Here is a 5,168-nt window from a genome sequence, read left to right as displayed (position 1 = left end):
TTCCAGCGTCGTCCGGCAGATCGACTTCAAATCCTGCCATGCCTGCGCGTCGAGCGCGGGCGTCGAAGGATAATCGTGTTGGTGCCTGATGATTTCGGCACGTTCGGCAGCGGGCGGATGGCTGCGGAGCCAGCCGATCTTGCCGGCCTTGGCTGCATACGAACCATCATCCTCCTCCATCTTCATCACGCGGGTGAAAAAATCGGCCAATCCCTTCGGCGCTATGCTGGCGCCTTCGAGCAATTCCAGCGCCCGTTGGTCGGCTTGACGCTCGGCGCCGCGCGAATAGTCGAGCTGCGCCAGAACCAAACCGGCGTTTGCCAGCGCCCCGCCGGACCCGCCTAACATCACCTCGACGGCAGCGGCGAGTCCAATACTGCGGATAATTCCGGTTTCCGGGTGCAGCTCGATGCCGTGTCCCATTTCGTGGGCGAGGACGCCCGCGACCTCGTCCGCCGTTTCGGCCTTATCGATGAGGCCCTTGGTCAGAACGATTTGACCTCCCGGCACGGCAAAGGCATTCATCAACGACCAATCGTAGACGCGGACCCTAAACGGCGTGCTGACCGAAGCGGCTTTCGACACGCGATCGGTCAACTGGGCCAAGGCCGCGAGGCCGGCGGGATCCGAACACTGCTTGTGTCCCTCCGTCATAGATTGGCGAGCGGCGTCGCCGAGCCTTTGCCGCCAGCCGTCGGGCAGCGCGATGGCGAGGGATCTGATCGGGCTCCAACCGGCCGCGTACGTGACGATCGAGAAGCCGACAAGCAGCGCTAAAAAAAGGAAGAGCCACGGCCGTGCGCCGCGCCAACTCTCGGCGCGCGCCGTCAAATGCGGCGCCTGTTCTTTGAGGCCGGCGGCGAACTCGCGGCCCTGGACGAAGAGCCGGGCGCCGGGCTCGTCGGTCGTCGACAGCAGCACATCGATCGTGTTCGGGCGCAATGGCTCCAAGGCCTCGAGGTTGGCGTACTGCCAGAGGCGTCGTGTGAGGTCCCGCTCGAGATCAATCTCGATGCCTGCCGGCCGAAGCGTCGCCGTCGCATCGACGGACCCCGACGATGGGCTCGCGGTGAAGCGGCAATAGCTGCGGATGACATTCGGGGGGCTGGCGGTGTTTTGGGACATTGGAGTGCGGTCTCGAGGATTAACGACGCGACGCCAGCCGGCACGCCGAACGGTCATCTAATCACTGAGTTTAGCGAAAGGAATGTCTTTGGGCCGCCAAAGTCGGGCCCTCGTGACGGCAAACTCTTTTGTCATGGTGCTCGGGTGAGGTTACGTATGAACCGCCTGCCCGAATAAGCCGTATGTGTCGAGCGGGGCGAAATGCTCGTAATTTTCGAGCCTTGCACAACCATCGACTTCTTCCGCGTCTGTTGCCGTTAAGCAACTTTTCAAGGTAGCGACGCCACTTTCGAGCCACAAAGACCAGCGCACCTGAAGAAGGCTGGACGCAGCTAGGCTGCGGCGCTTTTTCTATGAATTATCCTTTCACAGAGGCCACGCGACTGGCATCCCTGCAGCATCCGGAAAAACCGGATGGCAACAGACATCAGATCAGGGCAGGGAGCCCAAAGAGGAAATTAATGGACGCGAAGACGTTCGATAAATCGAAGCTACCGAGTCGTCACGTAACCGAAGGGCCGTCGCGGGCACCGCATCGATCGTATTACTACGCGATGGGTCTCGAGGAAGAGGACATCAAACGCCCGTTCGTCGGCGTCGTGTCGTGCTGGAACGAGGCCGCTCCGTGCAACATTTCATTGATGCGTCAGGCGCAGTCGGCGAAGGCCGGCGTCAAGGAAGGCGGCGGCACGCCGCGCGAGTTCTGCACCATCACCGTCACCGACGGCATCGCGATGGGCCACCAAGGCATGAAGTCGAGCCTGGTGTCGCGCGAGGTCATTGCCGATTCGATCGAACTGACGATGCGCGGCCACAGCTACGATGCGCTCGTCGGCGTTGCGGGATGCGACAAGAGTTTGCCCGGCATGATGATGGCGATGCTGCGCCTCAATGTGCCGAGTGTGTTCATGTACGGCGGCTCGATCCTGCCGGGAAAATTCAAGGGCCGTGACGTGACGGTCGTCGACGTGTTCGAAGGCGTCGGCATGCATTCGGCTGGAAAAATGTCGGCGGCAGAGTTGCACGAACTCGAGTGCGTCGCGTGTCCTTCCGCGGGGTCCTGCGGCGGCCAGTTCACGGCCAACACGATGGCCTGCGTTTCCGAAGCGATCGGTTTGGCGCTGCCGGGTTCAGCCGGGGCGCCCGCTCCCTATGAAAGCCGCGACGCCTATGCGCTCGAAAGCGGCAAGGCCGTCATGCGCCTCATCGCCGACGGTATCCGTCCTCGCGACATCTGCACGCGCAAAGCCTTCGAGAACGCCGCGGTCATCATTGCCGCAACGGGCGGATCGACCAACGGTGCGCTCCATCTGCCGGCGATGGCCAACGAGGTCGGCATCGAATTCGACTTGTTCGACGTTGCCGAGATCTTCAAGCGCACGCCCTACATCGCCGACTTGAAGCCCGGCGGCAAATACGTCGCTAAGGATGTCTACGACATCGGCGGTGTGCCGCAGATTCTGAAGGCATTGCTCGAGGGTGGCGTGCTGCACGGCGATTGCCTGACCGTCACCGGCAAGACGCTGGCGCAAAATCTCGAGAAGGTCGAATTCAATGGCGATCAGAAGGTCGTCTATCCGGTTTCCAATCCGCTGTCGCCAACGGGCGGTGTCGTTGGCCTCAAGGGGACGCTTGCTCCCGATGGCGCGATCGTCAAGGTCGCGGGTTCGAAGACGCTGAAATTCCGCGGCCCGGCGCGTTGCTTCGATTGCGAAGAAGATGCGTTCCGCGCCGTGGATGCACACGATTACAAGGACGGCGACGTGATCGTCATCCGCTACGAAGGCCCGAAGGGCGGCCCCGGCATGCGCGAGATGTTGTCAACGACGGCAGCGCTTTACGGCCAAGGTTCAGGTGACAAGGTGGCACTCATCACGGACGGGCGTTTCTCTGGCGGAACGCGCGGGCTTTGCATCGGCCACGTCGGGCCGGAGGCCGCGGTCGGCGGACCGATCGGCCTACTCAAAGACGGCGACATGATTTCGATCGATGCCGAGAACGGCACGCTCGATCTCGAGGTCAGTCCCGAAGAACTCGAACGGCGGCGCGCCGTCTGGAAGGCGCCGGCGAATATGTATCAGTCGGGGGCACTGCGGAAATTCGCGGACCAAGTCGGGCCTGCGAGATACGGGGCTGTAACCCACGCGGGAGGAAAGGCGGAAGTGCACTGCTATGCGGACATTTAAGCTTGTTCTAGCGGTAAGTATCGCGGCCCTCTTCACACTCGGTGCCGCGATGGCAGGAGAAGTGACGTTCCGTTCGCCTGATGATGCCATGAAGCAAGGTATCTCAGCCTACAACGGCGGGTATTACGAATTGGCGTTGCCGGCGTTCGAGGCGCTCGAGCGGACAAAGCCACAAATCGCGCATTTCTATATGGCCCGCATCTACGGCGATAACGAAGGCGCCTACACGAACCACGGCAAAGCCTTTGCGCTCTATAAGGCGCTCGCCGATGGGTTGCAGAACATCGATCCCGACGACGACGACTTGGCGCCGATCGCCGCCAAATCATTGACCGCCGTATCGCTGTATTTGCGCGACGGCATTCGCGATGCGGGAGTCCTCCCAGACCCTGAAGCCGCCGATCGAGCGTTGCAGCGTGCTGCTCTGACGTTCAATGATGAGGACGCACAGTTCGAGCTCGCTAAGGTTCTGCTGCGCGGTGAAGGTCCGGACATCAAGATGGCCGGGTTCGAAGATCCCGCGAGCAAGATCGAGAATGGCCGCCACTGGCTCTCGCGTCTTTCGCGAATTGGGCATGCGGGCGCGCAAGCGTTCCTCGCCGATCTTCTGTGGCGGGGCAAGTTCGTCGAGAAGGATCAGATCAGCGCCCTCAACCTGATCGACGTCGCGGTCGCGAATGCACCGCCGAGCGAGCGTGTCTGGATCGAGGACATTTATCAGAACATCTTCTGCAGTGCCGGCGAGGGCGTGCGTCAGCAGGCAACGGGGCGGGTGGCCGAGTGGCACAATCTCTATGGCCGCAGACCTGACGTGCCCGACAATAAGAATGGGCTCGACCGTCTATCGGCAGAGCCGGTTCGAACCTGCGCCAATGGCGAACTGGTGCGTCCGATGGGCGTCGCGGCGCCTATTCCGCCGTCGGTCCAGATTGGCAATATTCCAGCGCCCAATCGCACTCTTGGTATCAAGGCCGGAGCGAAGATGTTCGCGCCGAACTCCGGAATTGCGAGTTCGGGACCCACGGCGCCGGCAATGGGCTTGGCTGGTCCGGCCGAAACTGCTCGCTGATTAGAGCGAGCAGTCAGGCCGCGAGCCTGACCCACACCGGGACGTGGTCCGATGGTTTCTCCGTCGCGCGCGTCGCCCGATCGATGCCCGATGCGGCGAGCAGATCGGCAGCCTGGCTCGACAACAGCATATGGTCGATCCGGATGCCGTCGTCCTTCTGAAACGCGCCGGCCTGATAATCCCAGAATGTGTAGACGCCGGGGCCCGGATGGCAGGCACGCGTCGCATCGGTGAAGCCGAGGTTGACGAGCGTCCGCCACGCCGCCCGACTTTCGGGTTGAAACAGCGCGTCGTTGACCCAGGCCTGCGGACGCTTGGCGTCGACCGGTTCGGGAATGACGTTGAAATCTCCGGCAAGGACGAGCGGCGTTTCCTGCTCAAGCAAGGTTGTGGCGCGGTCCCGCATCCGCTGCATCCAGGCAAGCTTGTAGCCAAATTTTTCGGACGCGATTGGATTGCCGTTCGGCAGGTAAAGCGAGACGACGCGGACCACGCGGTCGCCGAACGGCACCACGGCTTCGATCCAACGCGACTGCACGTCCTGGGGATCTCCCGGCAGGCCGCGCGTCACATCCTCAAGTGGGTGCTTGGATAACAGCGCGACGCCGTGGAAGCCTTTTTGACCGTGCGTTGCGACGTTGTAGCCGAGATCCTCGAAGGCGGCTTTAGGAAAACCTTCGTCGACGGTTTTAATTTCCTGCAGGCAGACGACGTCCGGCGCATGCTGGCGCAGATAAGTCAGCGTCGACTCGAGCCGGGCCTTAATGCCGTTGATGTTCCAGGTGGTG

General features: G+C 62.0%; 4 protein-coding genes. 2 read left to right on the top strand and 2 right to left on the bottom strand.

Features of this window, described 5'->3' with window-relative positions:
- On the bottom strand, positions 1-1,125 hold a 1,125-nt coding region (locus VN623_RS07080), incomplete at its 3' end, for a M48 family metallopeptidase (RefSeq protein ID WP_325569532.1).
- 461 nt (positions 1,126-1,586) lie between these two features.
- Here VN623_RS07080 and ilvD point away from each other — a divergent pair.
- Positions 1,587-3,311 carry a dihydroxy-acid dehydratase gene (ilvD, locus tag VN623_RS07075; protein WP_325569530.1) on the top strand — a complete coding sequence of 575 codons (1,725 nt, stop codon included), beginning with the start codon at positions 1,587-1,589 and terminating at the stop codon, positions 3,309-3,311.
- Positions 3,298-4,380: a sel1 repeat family protein gene (locus VN623_RS07070; protein WP_325569528.1), complete on the top strand. Its 1,083-nt coding sequence runs from the start codon at positions 3,298-3,300 to the stop codon at positions 4,378-4,380. Before ilvD ends, VN623_RS07070 begins: the two co-directional genes overlap by 14 nt.
- Positions 4,381-4,393: 13 nt before the next feature.
- Here the strand turns inward: VN623_RS07070 and xth are convergent.
- Positions 4,394-5,168, bottom strand: a 775-nt coding sequence (gene xth, locus VN623_RS07065) for an exodeoxyribonuclease III (RefSeq protein WP_325569526.1), incomplete at its 5' end; no start/stop codon positions are given.

The sequence above is a fragment of the Hyphomicrobium sp. genome (assembly GCF_035572195.1).
Taxonomy (GTDB): Bacteria; Pseudomonadota; Alphaproteobacteria; order Rhizobiales; family Hyphomicrobiaceae; genus Hyphomicrobium_B.
The sequence above is the reverse complement of the archived record's forward strand: the minus strand, read 5'-3'. Positions and strand labels throughout refer to the sequence as shown.